This window comes from Acidovorax sp. CF316, from assembly GCF_000276605.1.
GTDB lineage: Bacteria > Pseudomonadota > Gammaproteobacteria > Burkholderiales > Burkholderiaceae_C > Acidovorax.
This window is the reverse complement of sequence record NZ_AKJX01000192.1, coordinates 1-20,538: the sequence shown is the minus strand read 5'-3', so window position 1 is coordinate 20,538 and position 20,538 is coordinate 1. Positions and strand designations below refer to the sequence as shown.

19 protein-coding genes are annotated in these 20,538 nt (G+C 69.5%); 10 read left to right on the top strand and 9 right to left on the bottom strand.

Annotated features, from left to right (window positions below; translation table 11 throughout):
* Positions 1-6 precede the first annotated feature (6 nt).
* From PMI14_RS23455 to PMI14_RS23445, 4 genes are all read right to left on the bottom strand, one after another.
* On the bottom strand, positions 7-351 hold the full coding sequence (locus PMI14_RS23455) for a hypothetical protein (RefSeq protein ID WP_007857989.1): 345 nt from the start codon (positions 349-351) through the stop codon (positions 7-9).
* 6 nt (positions 352-357) lie between these two features.
* On the bottom strand, positions 358-522 hold the full coding sequence (locus PMI14_RS35035; RefSeq protein ID WP_007857987.1) for a hypothetical protein: 165 nt from the start codon (positions 520-522) through the stop codon (positions 358-360).
* A 112-nt stretch (positions 523-634) separates the two neighbouring features.
* Positions 635-1,831: an amidohydrolase gene (locus tag PMI14_RS23450; RefSeq protein WP_007857985.1), complete on the bottom strand. Its 1,197-nt coding sequence runs from the start codon at positions 1,829-1,831 to the stop codon at positions 635-637.
* An 8-nt stretch (positions 1,832-1,839) separates the two neighbouring features.
* Positions 1,840-2,829, bottom strand: a complete 990-nt coding sequence (locus PMI14_RS23445) for a tripartite tricarboxylate transporter substrate binding protein (RefSeq protein WP_007857983.1) — start codon at positions 2,827-2,829, stop codon at positions 1,840-1,842.
* Positions 2,830-2,922: 93 nt separating this feature from the next.
* Here PMI14_RS23445 and PMI14_RS23440 point away from each other — a divergent pair, with 93 nt between their 5' ends.
* Positions 2,923-3,888 (top strand): LysR family transcriptional regulator, encoded by a 966-nt coding sequence (locus PMI14_RS23440; RefSeq protein WP_007857981.1) that lies wholly within the window; start codon positions 2,923-2,925, stop codon positions 3,886-3,888.
* 23 nt (positions 3,889-3,911) lie between these two features.
* On the opposite strand, the gene PMI14_RS23435 is transcribed toward PMI14_RS23440, so the two are convergent.
* The 4 genes from PMI14_RS23435 to PMI14_RS23420 form a co-directional block, all read right to left on the bottom strand.
* Complete coding sequence (locus PMI14_RS23435) at positions 3,912-4,916, bottom strand: tripartite tricarboxylate transporter substrate binding protein (protein WP_007857979.1); 1,005 nt, start codon at positions 4,914-4,916, stop codon at positions 3,912-3,914.
* Positions 4,917-4,964: 48 nt separating this feature from the next.
* Positions 4,965-6,179 carry an acyl-CoA dehydrogenase family protein gene (locus PMI14_RS23430; RefSeq protein ID WP_007857977.1) on the bottom strand — a complete coding sequence of 405 codons (1,215 nt, stop codon included), beginning with the start codon at positions 6,177-6,179 and terminating at the stop codon, positions 4,965-4,967.
* A gap of 158 nt (positions 6,180-6,337) precedes the next feature.
* Positions 6,338-7,915, bottom strand: coding sequence for an AMP-binding protein (locus PMI14_RS23425; RefSeq protein ID WP_007857975.1), 1,578 nt, complete (start codon positions 7,913-7,915; stop codon positions 6,338-6,340).
* Between the two features lie 151 nt (positions 7,916-8,066).
* On the bottom strand, positions 8,067-9,041 hold the full coding sequence (locus tag PMI14_RS23420) for a LysR family transcriptional regulator (RefSeq protein ID WP_007857974.1): 975 nt from the start codon (positions 9,039-9,041) through the stop codon (positions 8,067-8,069).
* 141 nt (positions 9,042-9,182) lie between these two features.
* Between PMI14_RS23420 and PMI14_RS23415 the strand changes: the two genes are divergently transcribed.
* A complete protein-coding gene (locus tag PMI14_RS23415; protein ID WP_007857973.1) occupies positions 9,183-10,289 on the top strand; it encodes an LLM class flavin-dependent oxidoreductase in 1,107 nt (368 codons plus the stop codon).
* A gap of 67 nt (positions 10,290-10,356) precedes the next feature.
* On the opposite strand, the gene PMI14_RS23410 is transcribed toward PMI14_RS23415, so the two are convergent.
* Positions 10,357-11,379, bottom strand: a complete 1,023-nt coding sequence (locus PMI14_RS23410) for an ABC transporter substrate-binding protein (RefSeq protein WP_007857972.1) — start codon at positions 11,377-11,379, stop codon at positions 10,357-10,359.
* 224 nt (positions 11,380-11,603) lie between these two features.
* On the opposite strand from PMI14_RS23410, the gene PMI14_RS23405 reads away from it, so the two are divergent.
* The 8 genes from PMI14_RS23405 to PMI14_RS23370 all read left to right on the top strand — a co-directional run bounded on the left by PMI14_RS23405 (position 11,604) and on the right by PMI14_RS23370 (position 20,474).
* Positions 11,604-12,425, top strand: coding sequence for a class II aldolase/adducin family protein (locus PMI14_RS23405; protein WP_007857971.1), 822 nt, complete (start codon positions 11,604-11,606; stop codon positions 12,423-12,425).
* A complete protein-coding gene (locus PMI14_RS23400; protein WP_007857970.1) occupies positions 12,422-13,579 on the top strand; it encodes an acyl-CoA dehydrogenase family protein in 1,158 nt (385 codons plus the stop codon). The genes PMI14_RS23405 and PMI14_RS23400 overlap by 4 nt, the downstream gene beginning before the upstream one ends.
* Positions 13,576-14,556 (top strand): D-isomer specific 2-hydroxyacid dehydrogenase family protein, encoded by a 981-nt coding sequence (locus PMI14_RS23395; protein ID WP_007857969.1) that lies wholly within the window; start codon positions 13,576-13,578, stop codon positions 14,554-14,556. Before PMI14_RS23400 ends, PMI14_RS23395 begins: the two co-directional genes overlap by 4 nt.
* Positions 14,557-14,665: 109 nt before the next feature.
* Positions 14,666-15,619, top strand: a complete 954-nt coding sequence (locus PMI14_RS23390) for an ABC transporter substrate-binding protein (protein ID WP_007857968.1) — start codon at positions 14,666-14,668, stop codon at positions 15,617-15,619.
* 76 nt (positions 15,620-15,695) lie between these two features.
* A complete protein-coding gene (locus PMI14_RS23385; RefSeq protein WP_035205356.1) occupies positions 15,696-16,901 on the top strand; it encodes an MFS transporter in 1,206 nt (401 codons plus the stop codon).
* Positions 16,902-17,060: 159 nt separating this feature from the next.
* Entirely contained in the window at positions 17,061-18,524 is a 1,464-nt protein-coding gene (locus tag PMI14_RS23380; protein ID WP_007857966.1) for a GGDEF domain-containing protein, read from the top strand.
* A 215-nt stretch (positions 18,525-18,739) separates the two neighbouring features.
* Positions 18,740-19,795, top strand: coding sequence for a methionine ABC transporter ATP-binding protein (locus PMI14_RS23375; protein ID WP_007857965.1), 1,056 nt, complete (start codon positions 18,740-18,742; stop codon positions 19,793-19,795).
* Between the two features lie 13 nt (positions 19,796-19,808).
* Positions 19,809-20,474: a methionine ABC transporter permease gene (locus tag PMI14_RS23370; protein ID WP_007857964.1), complete on the top strand. Its 666-nt coding sequence runs from the start codon at positions 19,809-19,811 to the stop codon at positions 20,472-20,474.
* Positions 20,475-20,538 lie beyond the last annotated feature (64 nt).

The window sequence follows — 20,538 nt, the reverse complement described above, 5'->3', positions numbered from 1 at the left end:
GCGCCCCTACTTGCGGTTCTTGCGGTACACGTCGCCCACCGAATTGGTCAGCGACGCCTTGTCGGGCGCCACGCGCATGGTCATCGGCCGCTCCTTGCCACCCGCGATGCAGGTGAGCAGCAGCACGCCGGCACCCGGCTGGTAGCGGCAGTTGGCATAGGTCTTCTGGCTGTCGCGCAGCACCACCGTGCCCTGAGCGTCAAAGTCCATGAAGTCATCGGTGAAGCCAGGCTTCTTGCGGTCTTCGGCCAGTTGCCAGGTGCCGGCCAGCCAGCCGGTGCCCTCCTGCGCCAGGGCGCTGCCAGCGAGTGCCAGCAGGGCGATGCCCGCCAAAGTGTGTCGAATGCCCATGGCCGCTTACTCCTTGCGTCCCAGCGCGAAGTAGATGCCGCCCAGCACCAGGATGATGAGCGGCATGCCGATGGCCACGAAGCCCTGCGCCTGGACGTGGCGCAGGTTGGCCAGCAGCCAGAGCCCGCCGACGGCCATGCCGGCGATTCCGGCCTGGGTCTTGCGGTTCATGGCGTCCCCCTTGGGCTTGGGCCGTGCCGGCGGCTGGCAGCTTCCCCTGTGGTGCAGTGCATGGAATTTCCCTCTCTTGGTGGTCTTTCCATGCATTGTGCCGGGGCCGTGCTCAAGACTCCAGTGCGTTCAGCGTGAAGGGCGCCGCCGCGAACATGCGCACGCCATGCTCCAGCGCGTCCTCGTCGAAGTCGAACAGCGGGTGGTGGTGCGGGTGGCAGATGTGCTTGGCCGCGCTGCGTGCGCCGATCAGCGCGTAGGCGCCCGGCGCATGCTCGGTGAAGGCGCTGAAGTCCTCGCTGTTGGGCAGCGGGTTCATGGTGTGCAGGGGCACGTCGGGCAGGGCCTCGCGCACCGCGGCGCGCAGGGCGGCGGCGGTGGCCGGGTCGTTGACCACCGGGCGGTAGCCATGCACGTACTCCAGCTCCACCGTGGCGCCATGCGCCTGGGCCACGCCGCGGGCGATGCGTTCGATGGCCTGGGGAACGCGCGCGCGCACCTCGGGCGAATAGCAGCGCACCGAGCCCGACAGCTCCGCGCTGTCCGGGATCACGTTGAAGGCCGAGCCCGCCTGGAACTTGGTGACCGAGAGGATCAGCGCCTCGTGCGCATCGGTGTTGCGCGCCACCACGGCCTGCAGGTTGGCGACGATCTGCGCGCCGATCCAGATCGGGTCGATGCACTTGTCCGGGTTGGCCGCATGGCCGCCCTTGCCCTGCACGCGCAGCACGAAGCGATCGGAGCTGGCGAGCGTGGGACCGTCGAGCACCACGATGCGGCCCGTGTCCACGGTGGACATCACGTGGGCCGAGATGATGCGGTCCACGCCCTGCATCACGCCGGCGTCCACCATCTGCTGCGCGCCGCCGGGGTGCTGCTCCTCGGCGTGCTGGAAGAAGAAGCGCACCTCGCCCGGAAGCTGCTGGCGCAGCCCGGCCAGCAGGCGCGCCGCGCCCAGCAGCATCGAGGCATGGCCATCGTGCCCGCAGGCGTGCATGGCGCCGGACCGGGCCGAGGCGTAGTCGCAGGTCTTCTGGTCGTGGATGGGCAGGGCGTCGATGTCGGCGCGGATCGCCAGCACCTTGCCGGGCAGGGCGCCGCGCAGCGTGGCGACCAGGCTGGTCGGGGTGGGGCGGTGGATGGCCAGGCCGTCGATCTGGCGCAGCTCGCGTTCCAAAAAGTCGGCCGTGTCGATCTCCTGGAACGACAGCTCGGCGTGGCGGTGCATGTGGCGGCGCCAGGCCACGACCTGGGGGTGCTGGGCGCGGGCCTGCCCGGTGATGGTGGCCATCAGTTGCGTGGTGGACATGGTGCGGTTCACTCCATTTCGATCTTGCGGGCCTGCACCACCTTGCGCACGCGCTCCAGGCTGGTGCCGATGAGGGCGCCGAATTGCTCGGGCGTGCCCGCGATGGACTCGGCGCCCAGTTCCTTGAGGCGCGCCTGCAGGGCCGGGTCCTTGAGCGCGTCGGCCGCGGCGGCGTTCAGCCTGGCCACGATGGCAGGGGGCGTCTTGGCGGGCGCCACCAGGCCGAACCAGGTGATTGCGATCTCGTTGAGGTCCGCATGGCCCAGCTCCTTGAAGGTGGGCACATGGGGCAGGGCCGCCAGGCGCTTGTCGGCTGCCACCACGAACGGCACCAGCTTGCCGGCCTTGATGTAGGGCGCGGACGAGGGGTACTGGTCGCTAAGCAGCTGGGTCTCGCCGCCCAGCGCGCCCGTGATCACTGGGCCCATGCCCTTGTAGGGCACGTGGCGTACCTGGATCTTGAGCTCGTCGTTCATGGCCTCGATGATCAGGTGGCCGATGGAGCCCGTGCCGGGCGAGCCCGCGTTGAGCTGGTCGGGCTTGCTGCGCGCCAGGGCCACCACGGCGGGCAGGGTGTCCACCTTGAGGCTGGGGTGCACCGAGAACACCGAAGGGATGGAGGCCAGCGCGGTGATCGGCGCGAAGTCCTTGAGCGGGTCGGTGCGCGAGGCCTTGAGCAGCACCGGGTTCACCGCCAGGGTGCTCACCGTGCCCACGCCGATGGTGTAGCCATCGGGTGCCGAGCGCGCCACGGCCTCGGCACCGATGGCGCCGCCCGCACCGGCGCGGTTGTCCACTACTACCGGCTGGCCCAGCGACTTCTGCATGCGGTCGGCCACCAGGCGCGCCACGATGTCGGTGGAGCCGCCAGGGGCAAAGGGCACGATCAGCTTCACCGGCTTGTCGGGGTAGGCCTGGGCCCAGGCGGAATGCGGCAGGGCGGTGGCGCACAGGCTGGCCAGCAGCACGGCGCGGCGGGTGGAGATCAGGTAGGTCATGGTCACAAGGGCTTGCCAGGGGTATGGGCCAATTGTGCTGGCTGGATATTGGTATGACCAATAGAATTTGGCGGTCATCTATTGGAACTGCTTATGGCAAACACGGCGCAGCCTGCAACCGATCCCGGCGTATTGTTCAACCGCCTGCTGGCGCGCGGGCGCCTGCGGCACCTGCAACTGATTGCCGCCCTGGCCGACGCCGGCAGCGTGCAGCGCGCGGCCGCCGCCGTGGGCATGAGCCAGCCGGCCGCCACCCAGGCCCTGGCGGATCTGGAGGATCTGCTGGAGGCGCCCTTGTTCGAGCGCCATAACCGCGGCGTGCGGCCCACGGCCCTCGGCGACGTGGTGGTGCCCGTGGCGCGCAATGTGCTGCAGGCGCTGCGCGCCGCCACCGAAACGCTGTCGGCCCTGCAGGCGGGTGCCCAGGCCTTTCTGCGCCTGGGCTGCATCCCGGCGGCGGCATCGGGCCTGCTGGCCAGGGCGCTGCCGGCGCTGCTGCAGGCGCAGCCGGGGCTGCAGGTGGAGCTGATCGAGGAGAACATGGTGCACCTGCTGCCCGAGCTGGCCGCCGGCCGGCTCGACGCCGTGGTCTGCCGCCGCCCGCAGGACGTGCCGGCACCCTGGCAGTTCGAGTTGCTGCAGAGCGATGCACCCGCAGTGGTGGCCGCGCCCGGACACCCCCTGGCGGGCCTGCGCAGCGTGGCGCTGGGCCGGCTGGTGGGCCTGCCCTGGGTGCTGCCGCCGCGGGGCATGGGCGTGCGCGACTACTACGACCGGCTGTGGGCCGGCCATGCGCAGCAGCCCGTGCTCTACCCCATGGCCACCACGGCCCTGCCCGTGGTGCTGGAGGCCCTGCGCAGCACCGGCGCCGTGAGCCTCATGCCGCAAAGCATTGCCCAGGCGCTGGTGGACACGGGCGTGGCCGTGGTGCTGGCCGTGAAGCTGCCCCAGGCGCTGGAATCCTCGCTGCAGGGGCTGGGCCTGCTGACCACGGGCTTGGCCGACGGGCCGGCCCTGGCGGCGCTGCGCACGCGGCTGCGCGCGGCATCGGGCCCCTGACCCCCGTTGGCCGGCGCAGCGCCCTACATGGGCTCGATCTGCGCCTTCTTCATCATGGCCTCGGTCAGCAGCATCTCCTTGGTGAAGTTGCGCCGGTAGGCCTCGGCGTCCATGGGAGTGACCGTGCCGCCTTGCTCCTCCAGCGCGGCGACGATGGACGGCTGCTTGAGCGCCTTGTCGAAGGCGGCACGCATGCGCGCCACGATGGGATCGGGCGTGCCGGCAGGCACCGACACTCCGCCCCAGGACGTCAATTCCACCCCGCGCACGCCCAGCTCGGCCAGCGTGGGCACCTGGGGCAGCTTGGGGTTGCGGCGCGTACCCGCGATCGCCAGGGCGCGCAGCTTGCCGGCCTGGATGTTGGAGTACGCCACCGAGAAGATCGGTGCGCCGAAGGTGACCTGCCGGCCCATGACGGCATTGACGATCTCCGACGCGCCCTTGTAGGGCACGTGGGTGACCTGCGCGTCCACCGCACTCAGGAGCAGCTCTACCCCCAGGTGCGAGGGCGTTCCCACGCCGCCCGAGGCGTAGTCGAGCTTGCCGGGCGCCGAGCGTGCCTTGGCGAGCAGGTCGTCCAGCGTGCGGATGTCTGAGGCCGCGTTGACCATGAGCACGATGTCCGCGCTGGTCAGGCCCATCACGTGCTGGAAATCCTTGAGCGCGTCGTAGCCGGGCGCCTTGTACATGTGCATGCTGGCGGCCATGGGCGCGCTGGAGTAGATCCAGGTGTAGCCGTCGGGGGCGGCCTTGGCCACCTGGCGCGCGCCCAGGTTGCCGCCCACGCCGCCGCGGTTCTCGATCACCACGGGCTGGCCCAGCTCGCGGCCCACGGCCTCGTGGATGATGCGTGCGGTGGTGTCGGGCGCCGTGCCCGCGAGGAACGGTACGACCCACTTGATGGGGCGCGCAGGCCAGGACTCGGCCGCCCGCGCCGTGCCCAGCGGGAGCAGGGCGGGTGCGGGCAGCAGGCTGGCGGCCAGGGCCTGGCCGAGGAACTGTCGGCGTTGCAAGGTGCGTGTGTTCATGTCGTTGTCTCCTGTCTTTATAGTGGAATCGGTCGCTTGCCGACGAGGTCAGGCGGGCGGCGCCAGCAGCTCCTTGGCGATGGTGTTGCGCTGGATCTCGCTGGTGCCAGTGAGCACGCGGTACATGCGCAGCATGCGGAACAGGAACTCCACGCGCCGGCCCTGCACGATGCCCTCGCCGCCATGGATCTGTACGGCCCGGTCGGCGATGCGAAACGCCGTCTCGGAGCAGAACAGCTTGGCCATCGAGGCCTCGGCCCGGGCCTCGCTGCCGGCGTCGATCTGGCGCGCCGTGCCCAGCATCAGCGCGCGGGCCGCGCACAGCTCGGTCGCCATGTCGGCCAACATGTGCTGGATGGCCTGGAAGTCGCCGATGGCGCGGCCGAACTGGCGGCGCTGCAGCGCGTAGTCACGCGCATCGCGCAAGGCCAGCTGCGCCAGGCCCAGCATGGCCGGGCAGTGCAGCAGGCGGTTCACGGTGATGCGCCCCAGCGCCAGCGCCAAGCCCCGGCCCGGCTCGCCGATCAGGTTGGCAGCGGGCACGCGGCAGCCTTCGAGCACGATGTCCCCGGTGGACGACTGGCCGGCCATGGTCTTGTAGCCCGTCTCCACCCGCACGCCGGGCGCCTTGAGGTCCACGAAGAAGGCTGTGACCTCGCGCTCGGCCGGATCGCTGGCCGTGGAGGCCATCAGCACCGCGTAGTCGGCGAACGGCGAGCCCGAGATGAAGCGCTTGCGCCCGTCGATGACGAAGCTGTCGCCGTCCCGCACCGCACGCGTCTGCACCGCGCCCGCATCCGATCCGGCCTCGGCCTCGGTCAGGGCAAAGCAGATGGCCTTGTCGGCCCGGGCCACGGGCGCGATGAACTGCTGCATCTGGTAGGGCGTGGCCTGGCGGGCCAGCGCGCCGACACGCGGCGGGCCGCTCAGTTCGCCGAACACATGGGGCGCAAAGGGCGAGCCGCTGGCGTAGATGGCCTCCTTGATGAGCACATGGTCCAGCACCGACAGGCCCAGGCCGCCCATGGCCGTGGGCAGGGTCATGCCGTAGAAGCCCAGCGCGTGCGAGCGCTTCCACACCTGCTGCAGCAGGGCGCGGTCGGCGCCGTGCTCGTGGTCGGTGCCATGGGCGCGCGCCAGTGCGGCCAGCTCGCCATGCAGGAACTCGTTGATGCGGCCGATGAGCTCGGCTGCGTGCTCCGAGCCTTCGAAAGGCACGTTGAACAGCGGGGCGGGGATGGGGTTGATGGAATCGGTTTTCATGTTTGTCTTTCTTCTGTCGTTGGACAGAGTTGCCTTGTGCATCGCCTGCTGCGTGCGAAACTGGCGCAGCCTGGGCCAGTGCCGCCATGCAAGGGCCGCCCCGCCGCAGGGGCGGCGTCCCCTTCCAGGGGGAAGGCGCGAAGCGACTCAGGGGGTTGTCAATTCACCATGCGGCTGTGGCCGGTCCAGTAAAGCGCCTGGATGGCCTTGCGCATGACCTTGCCGTTGGGGTTCTTGGGCAGCGAGGGCACGAACTCGATGTGCCGCGGCCGCTTGAAGCCACCCAGCAGCGGTGCGCAGAAGCGCGCGATGGCCTCGGCGTCCGCGTCGCGCCCGGGCTTGAGCACCACGTGCGCGGCCACGGCCTCGCCCCATTTGTCGTCGGGGATGGCGAAAACGCAGGCATCGGCCACCGCATCGTGCTGGTAGAGCACCGCCTCGACCTCGGAGGGATAGACATTGAAGCCGCCGCTGATCACCATGTCCTTCTTGCGGTCGACGATGTAGACATAGCCTTCGTCGTCGGCCCGCGCCAGGTCGCCCGTGTGGTAGCGGCCGTCCTTGAGCACCTCGGCCGTGAGTTCGGGCGCGCGCCAGTAGCCGGCGAAGACATCGGGCCCGCTGACCACGATCTCGCCGATCTCGCCCTGGGCCACGGGCTGGCCCTCGTCGTCCACGATCTCCACCAGCGATTCCAGGAAGGGCCGGCCGCACGAGGCCAGGCGCTCGGGCAGGGCGGCGCGGGCGAACAGGTGGTCCTCCACCGACAGGCCGCACACGCCCGAGGTGGTCTCGCCCGCGCCATAGCCCTGTGACAGCACCGGGCCGAACACGTCCATGGCACGCAGGATGCGCGCGGGCGCCATGGGCGCCGCCCCGTAGCCCAGGCGCAGCAGGTCGGGCAGGGGGCGGTACTGGCCCTCCAGCTCGGCCAGCAGCATGTTGATCATGGTGGGCACCATGAAGGTGTGGGTCACGCGCTCGGCGCGCATCTCGGCGATGAAGCGGCCCGGCTCGAAGCCCGAAAACAGCCGGATCGTGACGCCGCTGCACAGCGCCGGCACGAGCTGCATGCCCGAGGCATGGGTGACCGGCCCCACCAGCCCCAGCAGGTGGCCGCTGCGCATGCCGTCAGAGCGCATGAGAAACTTGCGCAGCTGCGCCAGCCGGTTGCCGAAGGTCTGCATGGCCGCCTTGAGCACGCCCGACGAGCCCGAGGTGTAGTGCAGCACCGCCACCTCGTCGGCCGTGACGCGCTCGGCCGTGAAGGCATCGCTGGCGGCGGCCAGCGCTGCCTCGTAGGAGGTGTCGGCCGGACCGTCGAGCAACAGCAGGCGCGGCATGGCGCCCTCCACGTGGGCGCGGAAGGATTCGGCGCGCTCGGCCGTGGTCACGATCACCGCGGCATCGCTGTTGGCCGTGATCGCGCCCACCTCGGCGGGCGACAGGCGGGCGTTGAACGGGGCCTTGACGAAGGCGCCCTTGTAGCAGGCCAGCTCGATCTCGACGATCTCGGTGCAGTTGGGCAGGTAGATGCCCACGCGGTCGCCGCGCGCCAGGCCCAGGCCGCGCAGGGCATTGGCCAGGCGGTTGGAGCGCTGCTCCAGCTCGGCATAGGTGAGGCTGCGCGTGGCGCTGGTGACGGCAAGCTGGCGCGCGTGGGACCGCGCGCTGCGCGAGACGAGTTCGCCGACGTTGGCGATGGCGGCGGTGGTGGGGAGGGCGGGCTGTGGCATAGGTCTCCTGGAATGCGCCATGTCCGTGTCGGCATGGCATGCCAGGCACTGTTGCAGAAGACGGCTTGCTACAGGAAATACCGTTTGTTGATGCTGATCCATCAATAAAAATGATAGACCCGGCCTGGACGGCCTCCAGGGGTGCTGGAAATCAGACCGGCAACTCGGCCTGCCAGGCGCCGGAACGCACCAGCCGCGTGGTTTCCTGCACCAGTGCGTCGATGACCACCTGGGTCGGGGCATCGATCACCCGGTCCGCCGCGGTCGCCAGGGTGTAGGCGCGCGGCAGCAGCGGGCGCACGACGCGGGCCACGATCCAGCCCTGCTGGTCTTGGTGCGGGCTGTCTGCCAGCGAGCAGGCGGGCGTGAAGGTGAAACCCGCTCCGCATTGGTAGAGCGAGCGGATCACGCGCGCCGAGTCGTGCTCGTGCACCACGTTCAGGGCCACGCCCAGGGCACTGGCGGCCTCTTCCACGTTCTGGCGGATCGAGAAGCGGCGTGACTGCAGCACCAGCGGCAACTGCGCGGCCTGGGCAAAGTCGATCTCGGGGTGGCCGCCCGCCGCGCGCCCGCGCGGAGCAGGCCGCAGCAGCGGGGCCACCGTGCCATCGGCATCGTGGCCGCAGACGAAGATGGCCTCGCGCGCCAGCGGCGTGCAGCGCAGGTTGTCGAGCTGCGGCGTGTCCACCAGGATGCCCACGTCGGCCCGCCGGTCAAGCATGGCCTTGCGCACCATCAGGCTCAGGTCGTCGAGCACGAACACGCGGATGCGCGGGTGGCTGTGCTTGAGGCGGGCCAGCACCGGCCCGAGCAGCAGCGAGGCCAGCAGGAAGGGCGCCGCCACTGTCACCGATCCCTCGGGCCCCTGCGGCAGGCGCTGGATGCGTTCGCGCACGGCCTCGGCGTCCGAGAGCAAGCGGCGCGCGTCCTCGTACAGCTGCATGCCGGCCGGCGTGGGCGTCACGCCCGCGTGCGAGCGGTCGAACAGTTGCGTGCCCAGCTCGGCCTCGAGCTTCTTGATCTGCGCGGTGAGTGCTGGCTGGGCCACGTACAGCGACCCCGCGGCACGCGAGAGGCTGCCGGCTTCGAGCACGGCGATGAAGTAACGAAGGGTGCGCAGGTCCATGCCATGACTCTACCCGGTGGCCGGGCGGGGAAGACCGGGTATGCGGACACCGAGTTTGCAAACGCGGTTTTCTTCGTTGGCAGGGCGCAGTGGGCTCCGGATGATGGGCGCAGTCCCCCATTCGACCACCAGGAGCCCGCTATGCCCGTCCAGTTCATCGGTATGATCCAGCCGCACGAAGTCTCTGAAACCATTGCCCGCAAGGGCCCGGCCGTGGATTCAGCCTATGTGCGCGTGTTTGCCCAGGCGCACGAGCATGCGGGCTTCGACCGCATCCTGGTGCCGGCCAGCTCGTCGAGCCCGGACACCCTGCTCACCGTGGCCTATGCCGCCTCGGTCACCGAGAAAATCGGGTTTCTGCTGGCGCACCGCCCGGGCTTTGTCGCGCCCACCCTGGCCGCGCGCCAGCTGGCCACGCTGGACCACTACACGGGCGGGCGCCTGGCGGTGCACTACATCAGCGGCGGCTCCGACGAGGACCAGCAGCGCGACGGCGACTTCCTGGACCACGACCAGCGCTACGCCCGCACCGATGAGTACCTGGAGCTGCTGCGCCGCGTGTGGACGGCCGACAAGCCCTTCGATCATGAAGGCGCCCACTACCGTGCCAAGGGCGTCTGGTCCGAGGTCAAGCCGCTGCAGCAGCCCTATGTGCCGATCTACTTCGGCGGCGCCTCGGCCCCGGCGCTGCAGGTGGCTGGCAAGCACGCCGACGTGTATGCCCTGTGGGGCGAGTCGCTGGCCCAGGCCGGCGAGCTGGTGCGCCGCGTGCGCGCCGAGGCCACGCTGCATGGGCGCGAGGTAGAGTTCAGCATCTCGTTCCGCCCCATCCTGGGCAAGACCGAGGAAGAGGCCTGGGCGCGTGCCGACCAGATCCTCGAAGACACGCGCCGCCTGCGCGTGCAGCAGGGCTACTCGCGCGGCGTCGGCCCGCAGCAGAGCGAAGGGGCCCAGCGCCTGCTGGCCGACGCCGCCAAGGGCGACCGCGTGGATGAGCGCCTGTGGACGGCCATCGCGCGCGAGATCGGCGGGCGCTCCAACTCCACCTCGCTGGTCGGTACGCCCGAGCAGGTGGCCGATGCGCTGCTCAAGTACTACGACCTGGGCATCACCACCTTCCTGATCCGCGGTTTCGACCCGCTGGTCGATGTGATCGACTATGGCCGCGAGCTGCTGCCCCTGGTGCGCGCCAAGGTGGCAGAGCGCGACCGGCAGGCAGCGGGCCAGGTGGCGTTGAAGGTCGCCTGAGCCTTTTTTTGAATCCATGGCGCTGCGGCGCCCCTCCGCAAGGAGTGGGCGCCGCAGTGCATGGTGATCAGGCGGGCGAGGGCGCGGCGCTCCGGGCGCCGATGGCGCTGCCGAAGCTGCGGTCCCACAGCGGTGCCACTTGGGCCGGCCCGTCGAGCACGCCCAGCTGCAGGAAGGTGTCGGCCACGGCCTGGTGGCCCTTGACCACGCCGTCGTCCACGGCGCGCAGGTCGTAGTCGGTGCTGCGGTTGTTCCACAGCTCTATCAGGTCGCCCACGGGCACGCGCGTCTCTTCCGACTGCGCGCGCGCATAGGCCAGGTAGTTGCCGTTGGCCCAGAGGTAGGCGCGGCGCAGGCGCTGCAGGTAGTCGCTGATGGCGGCGTGCTTGAGTGGATCGGCCACCGACTTCGGGTTGGCATAGACCGGGAAATTGCCCGAAAGGTAGCCATCGCCCGTCTTGAGCACGCGTGCGCCATAGCGCAGGCGCGCCAGCTGGCCGTTGTAGCCGTAGATGGCCCAGGCATCGAGGTCGCCGCGGTCGAAGGCCGAGAGGCCGTCGGCCGGCGTGAGGTTCACCGCGTTGATGTCGGCAAACGACAGGCCGGCCTCGGCCAACTGCCGGCTCAGGTAGTAGTGCGAGGTGGTCGCGCGCACATAGCCCACGCGCTTGCCCTTGAGGTCCGCGATGCGCTGGATGGGCGCGTCCTTGCGCGCCAGCGTGACCTGGTTGTTCAGGTCCTCGCGCACCACGGCGACAAAGCGCACCTGTGCCTTCTGGCGTGCGGCGAACAGGGCAGGGATCTCGCTGCCCGAGCCCAGGTCGAGTGCGTCGCCGTTGATGGCCTCGATGTGCAGCACGCCGTTGTTGAGCTCGCGCCACTCGATGCGGTAGGGCGTCTGGCCCTGGCCGCTGGCCGCGATAAGGGGGCGCCACAGGCCCTTGTAGGTGGCGATGCGCAGGGTGACCTTGGACAGGTCGGTGGCGCCGGCCGCCAGCGCGGGCGCGCCCAGCGTGGCCAGGGTGGCAGCGCCCAGGCCGGCGCCCAGCAGGGTGCGGCGGCGGGTGCCGGAGGTGGTTGGCAATGGCATGGAGAAAGTCCTTTCGTCGTTCTGCGGGAATGCCAAGGGTCCGACAACGCGCCCCGGGCCCCAACGACCATTGCGTAGCATCGATATGCGAAAAATCAGCGCCTTGCCGCGTGTACCCGGCCTCATGCCAAAACCGAATGTGCACACGCGCTTTTCTTCGTTGGTGGTACCGGGGGCGGCCCTTAAGGTGGGCAGCACATTCCCCCCAGACACAAGGCCTCCCGATGTCCTCCTCTGCCACGCTGCTGCATGCGCCGAACCTTCCCGCCCGCAATCCCGTACCCCAGCGCAAGGACTGGTTCGACCCGCCGGCCGCACGCCCCACGCTGGAGGCCGAGCGCCGCCACCGGCAGGAGAACCTGGCCGTGGCCTTTCGCCTGTTCGCCCAGCACGGCTTCGACCATGGGCTGGCGGGTCACATCACGGCGCGCGACCCGGAGTGGGCGGACCACTTCTGGGTCAACCCCCTGGGCCTGCACTTCTCGCAGATCAAGGTGTCGGACCTGCTGCTGGTCAACTCCCAGGGCGAAATCGTGGTCGGCAACGGCCCGCTGAACCGTGCAGCCTTCGCCATCCACGCGGCGCTGCACGAAACGCGGCCCGACATCGTGGCCGCCGCGCACACCCATTCGACCTACGGCAAGGCCTGGTCGGCGCTGGGCCGCCGGCTCGACCCGCTGACGCAGGACTCGTGCATCTTCTACGAGGACCATGCGCTGTTCGACGACTTCACCGGCGTGGTACTGGATACCGACGAGGGTTTCCGCATCGGTCAGGCCCTGGGCAATCAGAAGGCCGTGATCCTGCAGAACCACGGCATCCTGACGGCCGGCCCTTCGGTGGAGGCCGCTGCCTGGTGGTACATCGCGCTCGAGAACGCCTGCCACACCCAGTTGCTGGCCGAGGCCGCGGGCGTGCCCCGGCCCATCCGCCCCGAGGTGGCGCGCCACACGCATTCGCAGATCGGCGGGCCGGGCGGGGCGCATTTCACCTTCAAGAGCCTGTTCGACATCGTGGTGCGCGAGCACCCCGAGGTGCTGCAGTGAACGCGCCGCTCACCGCCGGGCAACTGGCCCGCACGCTGGCCGTGGAGTTCGGCGCGCGCGCCGCGGCGCACGACCGCGAGGGCAGCTTTCCGCACCGCAACTTCACCGAACTGCAGCAGGCCGGCCTGCTGTCGCTGGCCGGGGCGCGCCACCTGGGCGGGCAGGGCGCCTCGCTGACCCAACTGGGCGAGGTGGTTGGCGCCGTGGCCCAGGGCTGCCCGGCCACCGCGCTGGTGCTGACCATGCAGTACATGCAGCAGCGCGCCATGGGCCGGGTCGGATCGCCCTGGCCTGAGGCGCTGGCGCGCCAACTGGTGCTGGAGTCGGTGCGCGAGGTCTCGCTGGCCAATGCACTGCGCGTGGAGCCCGAGCTGGGCACGCCCGCACGTGGTGGCCTGCCTGCCACCGTGGCACGGCGCGCGGGGGATGGCTGGCGCATCAGCGGCCACAAGATCTATTCGACCGGCGCACCCATCCTGCGCTGGTACGTGGTGTGGGCCCGCACCGACGAGGAGGCGCCGCGCACCGGTGCCTTCCTGGTCCGCGCGGGCGCACCCGGCATCCGCATCGAGCCCACCTGGGACCACCTGGGCCTGCGCGCCAGCGGCAGCCACGACGTGCATTTCGACGGCGTGCCCGTGCCCGCCAGCCAGGCACTGGAGCTGCGCCCGCCGCAGGACTGGGCACGCGGCGACCCGGCGGCCCAGGCCGAGATGGTGCTGCTGCTGGGCAGCCTGTACACCGGCGTGGCACGGGCTGCGCGCGAGTGGCTGCTCGACTTTTTGCGCACGCGCACCCCCGCCAGCCTGGGTGCGCCACTGGCCAGCCTGCCGCGCGTGCAGGAGGCCGTGGGCACGCTCGAAGGGCTGCTGCTCACCAACGATCGCCTGCTGCGCGGCCTGGCGGCCGACGTGGATGCCGGTGCGCCGGTGCCGTCGGTCGACAGCGGCCTGATCAAGTCCACGGTGACCCACAACGCCGTGCATGCGGTGGAGGTGGCGCTGTCGCTCACCAGCAACCATGGGCTGGCACGCAGGAATCCGCTGGAGCGCCATCTGCGCGATGTGCTGTGCGGTCGCATCCACACGCCGCAGGACGACAGCGTGCACGTGGCGGCCGGCAAGGCCGCCCTGGGGCAGGGGGCTGCCGCATGAGCGCCGTGCTTGCCCTCCGGCCCACGGTGGTCCTGAACCAGACCGGCGAAGCGGCAGACCTGCTGCTGGCCTCGGCGAAGTTGCCGGTCGAATTGGCTGACGACCCCGCAGCGCCGCCCTGGGCGCGTGCTGGCGAGGTCGACGTGCTGTTCACCGGCCCGCGCAACGGCTGGCGCGATGCGCCGGTGGAGGCGCCCGCGGGCTGGCCTGGCCGTATTCAGTGGGTGCACCTGGCGTCTGCCGGTATCGATTTCTTTCCGCCCTGGCTGCTCGACGTGCCGCTGGTCACCTGCTCGCGCGGCGTGGCCGCCGTACCGATCGCCGAGTACGTGCTGACCGCCTTGCTGGCCCAAGAGAAGGCCTGGGACACCCTGCAGGTGGATGGCGCCAGCCGCTGGCGCGATACCTTCCAGCGCGTGGACCGGCAACCCTCCGGGTCCTTGCGCGGGCGTTCGCTGGGCATTGCCGGCTACGGCGCCATCGGGCGCGAGGTGGCGCGGCTGGCCCAGGCCTTCGGCATGCAGGTCACGGCACTGCGGCGCGGTGGTGCACCGGTCGATGGCGTGCAGTCGGCCGCTTCCATCGAGGAACTGCTGGCCGCATCGGACCACCTGGTGCTGGCCCTGCCCATCACGCCCGAGACGCACCACCTGCTCAATGCCGCCACCCTGGCCCACGCCCGGCCCGGCCTGCACCTGGTGAACATCGCGCGCGGCGCGCTGGTGGACCAGCAGGCGCTGCTGCAGGCCCTGGACGAGGGGCGCCTGTCGGGCGCCACGCTCGACGTGACCGACCCCGAGCCACTGCCCGAATGCCACCGGCTCTACCGCCACCCGCGCGTGCGGCTCACGCCCCATGTCTCGTGGGCGGCGCAGGACGCAGGCGAGGTCACGGCGCGCAAGTTCGTCGCCAACCTGTCGCGCTTTCTTGCCGGGCAGCCGCTGGAGGACGTTGTGGACCGGGCGCGCGGCTACTGAGAAAACCGCATATGCATGGCCGCAAGCCTTCGTTGGCCGGGCGCGCCCTGGGTGCTGCAATGGCGGCAGTTCCCACCGATTGACGATCCTCCGTTCACCAACCACCACCATGCTGCGCCGCCAATTCAACCACCTGCTCACCGCCTCCGTCGCCGCCAGTTCCTTCCTCTCGCCGGTGCTCACGCATGCGCAGTCGCGCGTGCTGTTGCGCGCGGGTGACCAGAAGGGCGGGCTGCAGGCTCTGCTGGACGCCGCAGGCGAACTCAAGAACCTGCCCTACGACATCAAGTGGAGCGAGTTCCCGGCCGCGGCGCCGCTGGCCGAGGCGCTCAACGCCAATGCCGTGGACTTCGGGCCCATCGGTGATGCGCCGCTGCTGTTCACCCTGGCCGCAGGCAGCCGCGTGAAGGCCTTTGCAGCGAGCCGGTCGGATGCCTATGGCACGGCGGTGCTGGTGGCGCCCAACTCGCCGCTCAAGACCGCAGCCGATCTCAAGGGCAAGAGCATTGCGACCAACCGCGGCTCCATCGGCCATTTCGTGACCCTGAAGGTGCTGGAGTCAGCGGGCCTCAAGGCCGACGACGTGCAGCTGCGCTTCATCCCGCCGCCGGACGCCAAGCTCGCGCTCACCCAGGGCTCGGTCGATGCCTGGGCCACCTGGGAGCCTTACACCGCGCTGGCCGAAACCAGCGGCCACGCGCGCGTGCTGGTCAACGGGCGCGGGCTGTGGACCGGCCTGAGCTACCTGGCCGCCACCGAGGTGGCCCTGGCCGAGAAGACCGCGGTGCTGCAGGACTTCAAGGAGCGCGTGGTGCGCGCCCAGGTCTGGTCCTACCAGAACGCCAAGCCCTTCGGCCAGTCGCTGGCGCGCATCATCGGCATCCCGGCCGACGCTGCCCAACTGCAGTTCGAGCGCCGCGCCACGCGCTGGCAGGACATCGACGCCCAGGTGCTGGCCGACCAGCAGCGCACGGCCGATTTCTACCTGGCGGCCGGCCTGATCAAGCAGCGGCTGGATGTGCGCGGTACCTTCGATACGCGCTTCAATACGGCCAAGGCTTGATCGCCGGGGCCCCTGGTGCCGGGGCATTGGATGCGCTGCCAGCAGCCTTGCGCGCTGCGCCGCACAATCGGCGCATATGACTTCTTCCTCGACGATGCTGCGCCTGATCGGCGTGGCGGCCTTTGCCAGCATGGCGTCCATGCGCATTTGCGACCCCATGCTGGTCGCGCTGTCCAGCGAATTCCAGGTCACCACGGGCGATGCCTCGGCCGTGATCGCTGCCTTTGCCGTGGCCTACGGGGTGCTGCAGCTTTTCTACGGCCCGCTGGGTGACCGGCTGGGCAAGCTGCGCGTGATCGTGAGCGCCACGTTTGCCTGCGCGCTGTTCAGCGCCGTGACCGCGCTGGCGCCCACGCTGCCGGTGCTGGTGGCCTCGCGCGCCTTCATGGGCGCGGCGGCGGCCGGCATCATCCCGCTGTCCATGGCCTGGATCGGGGACAGCGTGGCCTACGAGCAGCGCCAGGAGACGCTGGCCCGGCTCATGGTGGCCACGGTATCGGGGATGATGGCGGGCCAATGGTTCGGCGGCTTTGCGGTGGAAGCCCTGGGCTGGCGCTGGGCGTTCGCCGTGCTGTCCGTGCTGTTCCTCACGGCCGCCACCATGCTGCTGCGCCAGGTGCGCGTTGCACAGGCCAGTGCGGCCATGTCGGGGGAGGGTGCCGGTGCGCCGGCGCCGTTTTCGCTGCGGGCCTACCTGGCGACCACGGGTCGGCTGCTGCGCATGCCGCGCGTGCGCTGGGTGCTGGCCATCGTTGCGGTCGAAGGCGCCCTGGGCTTTGGCACCATGGCCTTCGTGCCGGCGCGCATGGTCGATGGCTTCGGCCTGTCGGCGTCGGCTGCCGGTGGCGTGATGGTGCTGTATGGCGTGGGCGGGCTGGTCTACAGCCTGATGGCGCGCCGCTGGCTGGCCTTGCTGGGTGAGAAGGGCCTGGCCTTGCTGGGCGCCTTGATGATCGGCACGGGCTTGCTGCTGCTGGCCTGGGCGCCCTTGGTCCATCTGGCGGTGGTGGGCTGCTTTCTTGCCGGCCTGGGTTTCTACATGCTGCACAACACGCTGCAGGTACAGGCCACGCAGATGGCGCCCGAGGCGCGCGGAACGGCCGTCACGCTGTTCGCCTGCCTGCTGTTCCTGGGCCAGTCGCTGGGCGTGCTGGCCGTTGCAGCCAGCGTGGACCGGGGCTGGATCGCACAGGTGTTCTCGATTGCCGCCGCGGGCGTGGTGGTTCTGGGGGTGCTGGTATCGCGCAGGGTCCAGGGTCGGGTGGTGGCTGTCACTGCCTGACGGCCGTTGTTCTGGCCCGCGGTACCGGGGTGCATGCCCGGCCCCTGGTCTGGAGGCAAGAGGGTATGCGCGGGCACGCGGTCTGCCGGTTCACCGATATAAAGGAAGCGGTCAGGCTCGGTCCCGCGTGGTGCTGGATCTGGCGGCCCCGAGGTGCCCATGACAGAGGAATCCGTACCTCCCCCCGGTTCAGCCCCGGCGTGGCCTGCCATCGCCAGAGAGTCCGCGCTGGATGCGCTGCTGCTCTGCAGCCTGGTGTTCGGTTTTGCCCTGTTGGGCATCCTGACCCGGCCCACCGGGGCGCTGGCGGCGTTCTGGCCTGCCAATGCCGTCTTGCTCGGTGTGCTGGTGCGCCGGCTGCGGCCGACTTCCGTGCTGGCATGGTGCGGCGCGGCTGCCGGTTTTGTCCTGGCCGATGTGGTCATGGGCGGCACCTGGCCCAAGGTGGCTTGGCTCACACTGGCCAACATGGCCGGTGTCATCGTGGGCTACCTGCTTTTCTCCCGCATACCGCTGGGCCACCGGCGCCTGCTGCAACCCCTGTCGGTGGTCTACCTGATCGTCATCGTGGCCATGGCCTCGCTGACTGCCGGCCTGGTGGGCATGGTGATCAACCCGCTGCTCTTCCATGGGTCGCGCGCTGACGGCATGCTGATCTGGTTCACGGCAGAGTTGGTCGATTATCTGGTGATCCTGCCCGTGATACTGACCATGCCGACCTTGCGGCGCCCGCTGCGCGGCCAGCGGCGCCGCGAAGTTGTGCTGCGCCTGGATCTCCTGAAAATGGCGCCGGCGTTGACCTTGTTTCTGGGCGGTGCGCTGGGCATGGTCATCAGCGGACCGGGTGCCGTCTCCTACCTGGTGCCCGGCCTGCTGTGGTGTGCCCTGACCTACAGCCTGTTCGTGACGGCGGTGCTCACGCTGCTGTGCAGCGTATGGACTCTGATGGCGGTATCGGTCGGCTACCTGCACCTTGGGTCGGACTTCGGCGGGCAATACGAACTGCAGTCGTTTCGCATCGGTGTGGCGCTGATGGTGCTGGCTCCGTTGTCGGTGGCCAGCGTCATGGCTGCCCGCAACGAAGCGCTGCGGCAATTGCAGCACGCTGCCACGCATGACCACCTCACAGGGGTGTTCAACCGGGCCGGTTTCATGGACCGTGCTGAGGCACTGTTTCGCGATACGGTGGGGCGTCAGCGGGAGTTTGCTGCCCTGATGCTCGACATCGACCACTTCAAGAAGGTCAACGACGTGCATGGGCATGCGGCAGGCGACCTGGTGCTGGCGGATTTTGCGCAACTGGTCAGCCGCTGCCTGCGTGAAACCGACGTGCTGGGCCGTCTGGGAGGCGAAGAGTTCGCGGTACTGCTTCCCGATGGCTCTGCGCAGGTGGCACAGACGGTCGCCCAGCGCATCTGCGATGCGTGCGCGGCGCATGCCACCACGCTGGAAGACGGCACGCCACTGGTCTCCACTGTCAGCATCGGGGTGGCGCATGTGCCGCGCCTGCCAGCGAGCCTGGATGCCCTTCTTTCGGCGGCTGACGCGGCGCTGTACCGCGCCAAGCAATCGGGGCGCAACAGGGTGGTGTTTGGTGACGAGCCCCCGTGCGCTGTGCCTTGATTGATGCGGGGCCCCGCATCCCGCCTGTCCTGCGCCGGGTGGCGGCACGGCCCGGGCGGTCCTGGTACCCCATGGGAAATTTCCAAATAACTTTGATGTCTTATTACTTTATTTTTCTATAGTTGGATTTCTTATGGCGCAATAGTACATTCCCTTATCCTTTCCAACCAGGGCCGGACCTGTGCCACAGGCGCAGGGCGGCCTTTTGACTTTTCATGATCGACTTACGGGGTATCACCCAGATTTACCCGGGCCCACAAGGCCCGGTGGAAGCCCTCAGGGGCATCGACCTGCACATCCACCCGGGCGAGGTCTTCGGCATCATCGGCAAGAGCGGTGCGGGCAAGAGCTCGCTGGTGCGCGTCATCAACTTGCTCAACCGCCCCACACAGGGCGAGGTCATCGTCAATGGCCGCGACCTCACCAAGCTCAATGACGCGCAACTGCGCGAGGCGCGCCGCGACATCGGCATGGTGTTCCAGCATTTCAACCTGCTGTCCTCGCGCACCGTGTTCGACAACGCCGCGCTGCCGCTGGAACTCGCGGGCATGGACAAGGCCGCCATCCGCGAGCGGGTGAACCCCTTGCTGGAGCTGGTGGGCCTGTCGGCTCTGGCCAACCGCTACCCGGCGCAGATCAGCGGCGGGCAAAAGCAGCGCGTGGGCATTGCGCGCGCACTCGCCAGCCGGCCCAAGGTGCTGCTGTCCGACGAAGCCACCTCGGCGCTGGACCCCGAGACCACGCGCTCCATCCTCGACCTGCTGCGCCAGGTGAACCGCGAGCTGGGCCTCACGGTGGTGCTCATCACCCACCAGATGCAGGTCATCAAGCAGGTGGCCGACCGCGTGGCCGTGATCGAGGCCGGCCGCATCGTGGAGCAGGGCCGCGTGCTGGAGGTGTTCACCCGCCCCGAGCAGGCCATCACCAAGAGCCTGATCGACGAGATCTTGCCCCAGGAGCTGCCCGCCAGCGTGCTCGACCACGTGCGCAAGCTCACCGGCCAGCTGGCCACCACGGCGCCGGGCCACGCGGGCCGGCTGCTGCGCCTCTCGTACTCGGGTGACAGCGCCTACCAGCCCATCCTGTCGCAGTTAATCCGCGAGTTCGGCGTGGACATGAGCATCCTGCACGGCCAGGTCGACGAGATCCAGGACGAGACCTTCGGCTCGCTGGCCGTGTACGCCAGCGGCGAGCCCGCGCGCCTGCGCGGTGCCGTGGAGCACCTGCGCGCCAGCGGCGTGGCCGTCGAAGAAGTCACGATTGAAACCTGAGGGGGCACACGCAATGTTCGACCATTTCACTCCGGCCATGCTGGAACTCTTTGCCTCGTCTTTGTGGGAAACGCTCATCATGGTGGGCATCTCGGGTCTTGTCGGCGGCCTCATCGGCGTGCCGCTGGGCGTGTTTTTGCGCCTCACGGACCACGGTGGCGTGCTGCAGAACGGCCCCGTCAACAAGCTCGTGGGCTGGCTGGTGAATGCGGTGCGCTCCACGCCCTTCATCATCTTGCTGGTGGCCATCATCCCGTTCACGCGCTTCATCACGGGCTCGTCCATCGGCACGGCGGCTGCCGTGGTGCCGTTGACCATTGCCGCCGCGCCCTTCGTCGCGCGCCTGGTGGAAGCGGCGCTGCGCGAGGTCGACCATGGGCTGGTCGAGGCGGCCCAGGCCATGGGGGCGACGACCAGCCAGATCGTCTGGAAGGTGTTGCTGCCGGAGGCTTTGCCTGGCATCGTCGCTGGGCTGACCATTACCTTCGTGAGCCTGACTGGTTACTCGGCGATGGCTGGGGCGATTGGTGGTGGCGGGTTGGGGGATCTGGGGATCCGGTATGGGTACCAGCGGTTCCTGCCTGAGATCATGCTGGCGGTGGTGCTGGTGTTGATTTTCTTTGTGCAAGCGGTGCAGAGCCTTGGGGATTGGGCTGTGCGTCGGCTGAGCCATCGCTAGTCTCTGTGATGGTTGCTACATGCCTTGATTGAGGGCGGGGGCCGGGATGTGCGCCCGGCGGCGC

Coding starts and splice junctions, on each gene's coding strand:
- PMI14_RS23425 (WP_007857975.1), bottom strand. CDS start 7,915: ATGCCACAGCCCGCCCTCCCCACCACCGCCGCCATCGCCAACGTCGGC.
- PMI14_RS23375 (WP_007857965.1), top strand. CDS start 18,740: ATGATCGACTTACGGGGTATCACCCAGATTTACCCGGGCCCACAAGGC.
- PMI14_RS23385 (WP_035205356.1), top strand. CDS start 15,696: ATGACTTCTTCCTCGACGATGCTGCGCCTGATCGGCGTGGCGGCCTTT.
- PMI14_RS23420 (WP_007857974.1), bottom strand. CDS start 9,041: ATGGACCTGCGCACCCTTCGTTACTTCATCGCCGTGCTCGAAGCCGGC.
- PMI14_RS23455 (WP_007857989.1), bottom strand. CDS start 351: ATGGGCATTCGACACACTTTGGCGGGCATCGCCCTGCTGGCACTCGCT.
- PMI14_RS23410 (WP_007857972.1), bottom strand. CDS start 11,379: ATGCCATTGCCAACCACCTCCGGCACCCGCCGCCGCACCCTGCTGGGC.
- PMI14_RS23445 (WP_007857983.1), bottom strand. CDS start 2,829: ATGACCTACCTGATCTCCACCCGCCGCGCCGTGCTGCTGGCCAGCCTG.
- PMI14_RS23435 (WP_007857979.1), bottom strand. CDS start 4,916: ATGAACACACGCACCTTGCAACGCCGACAGTTCCTCGGCCAGGCCCTG.
- PMI14_RS23450 (WP_007857985.1), bottom strand. CDS start 1,831: ATGTCCACCACGCAACTGATGGCCACCATCACCGGGCAGGCCCGCGCC.
- PMI14_RS35035 (WP_007857987.1), bottom strand. CDS start 522: ATGAACCGCAAGACCCAGGCCGGAATCGCCGGCATGGCCGTCGGCGGG.
- PMI14_RS23380 (WP_007857966.1), top strand. CDS start 17,061: ATGACAGAGGAATCCGTACCTCCCCCCGGTTCAGCCCCGGCGTGGCCT.
- PMI14_RS23440 (WP_007857981.1), top strand. CDS start 2,923: ATGGCAAACACGGCGCAGCCTGCAACCGATCCCGGCGTATTGTTCAAC.
- PMI14_RS23370 (WP_007857964.1), top strand. CDS start 19,809: ATGTTCGACCATTTCACTCCGGCCATGCTGGAACTCTTTGCCTCGTCT.
- PMI14_RS23395 (WP_007857969.1), top strand. CDS start 13,576: ATGAGCGCCGTGCTTGCCCTCCGGCCCACGGTGGTCCTGAACCAGACC.
- PMI14_RS23415 (WP_007857973.1), top strand. CDS start 9,183: ATGCCCGTCCAGTTCATCGGTATGATCCAGCCGCACGAAGTCTCTGAA.
- PMI14_RS23405 (WP_007857971.1), top strand. CDS start 11,604: ATGTCCTCCTCTGCCACGCTGCTGCATGCGCCGAACCTTCCCGCCCGC.
- PMI14_RS23430 (WP_007857977.1), bottom strand. CDS start 6,179: ATGAAAACCGATTCCATCAACCCCATCCCCGCCCCGCTGTTCAACGTG.
- PMI14_RS23390 (WP_007857968.1), top strand. CDS start 14,666: ATGCTGCGCCGCCAATTCAACCACCTGCTCACCGCCTCCGTCGCCGCC.